Origin of the sequence: Paraburkholderia ribeironis (assembly GCF_900019265.1) — a bacterium.
Lineage (GTDB): Bacteria > Pseudomonadota > Gammaproteobacteria > Burkholderiales > Burkholderiaceae > Paraburkholderia > Paraburkholderia ribeironis.
Genome location: NZ_CYGX02000062.1, coordinates 1 through 1,277 on the forward strand (window position 1 = coordinate 1; position 1,277 = coordinate 1,277).

The window sequence follows — 1,277 nt, forward strand, 5'->3', positions numbered from 1 at the left end:
CAACCCAAAACCCCACCGGCGCGCCGGTGGGGTTTTGGCGTTTACGCCGCCGGGCGCGCGGCGCGAAGCCGCATCGGCGGACCCTGCAGGACCCTGAAGCCCTGAAGCCGGCGCCTCACGGAACGACAGCGCGAAACGACAGCGGGAAACGGCAACGCAGCCGGAAAAACACCGCACACGACACTTCCTGGCGCATAAGCGTTGCATACACAGCAAACAACGCTTCTGCTCTCAGCACCGCCGCGCGCATCCGCAAGGGTCGGCGCATGCCCCGCCAATCGGCGCGAAACGCTGCCTGTTACTCTTGTCGATCACCGGGTACTGTCAGCCACACTCCAGCCCGTCAAGGTTTCAACACCGTGATCAATTACGATTTGTTTGCCAGATATGCCAAACAGTGCGTGGTCTAAGTGACGGATCGTCTTGATGTGAACGTTGCGCCATTCCTTGAAAGCCTTTCGCAAAGGGCCAAAGTGTTGGTTCAATTTGAACCGACCCGGGAATCGTGGAGGCTGGTTGGTTTAAGTTGATGCCGGCGCAGCGATGGTATTGCTGAATTGCCGGTAGTAGTTTGCCTCAGCTTCAGCGGGCGGGATATAGCCGAGAGGTTCCATCAACCGATGATGGTTGAACCACGCCACCCATTCCAGCGTAGCCAGCTCGACAGATTCACGCGTTTTCCACGGAGCGCGCCGATGAATCAGTTCGGCCTTGTACAGGCCATTGAACGTTTCAGCCAGCGCATTGTCGTAGCTGTCGCCGCGGCTGCCGACGGATGGTTCGATGCCGGATTCGGCCAGCCGCTCGCTGTATCGAATGCTGACGTATCGCGATCCCCTATCGGAGTGGTGAATCAACGTGCCATCCTTGTCTGGTTCGCGAGCGTACAGGCTTCTTCAAGTGCATCCAGAACGAAGTCCGTGATCATCAACGCACTAACACGCCAGCCGACAATGCGCCGGGCGAACACCGATCCAGCGGGCGTGCAGCGACAACATCGGGAATGGTCGTGCGAACACGCTTGCCACGAATCACGCCGCGCAAACCATGTTGTTTCATCAGCCGCTCGACCGTGCAACGTGCCACCGTAATACCTTCCCGGTTCATCTGCTTCCAGACTTTATCGGGCCCGTAGACCTGCGTGTTGGCCTGCCAGACTCGCTTGATTTCCGGACGCAGAAACTCATCGCGTTTCGCTCGGGCACAGCGCCGCGACGGATCGCGAAGCTGTGCGGCATGACGCCGATAACCCGACGGGGTAATCCGCAAGACCTTGC

At 59.1% G+C, this 1,277-nt stretch carries 1 protein-coding gene and 1 pseudogene; one reads left to right on the forward strand and one right to left on the reverse strand.

Annotated elements, in window-relative coordinates; all coding sequences use genetic code 11:
- Positions 1-410 (forward strand): hypothetical protein (locus tag BN2475_RS35080; RefSeq protein WP_218023722.1); only part of this gene is annotated, 410 nt, incomplete at its 5' end.
- 111 nt (positions 411-521) lie between these two features.
- On the opposite strand, the pseudogene BN2475_RS25430 reads toward BN2475_RS35080, so the two are convergent.
- Positions 522-1,277: pseudogene (locus BN2475_RS25430) on the reverse strand (IS3 family transposase); the annotation flags it as partial.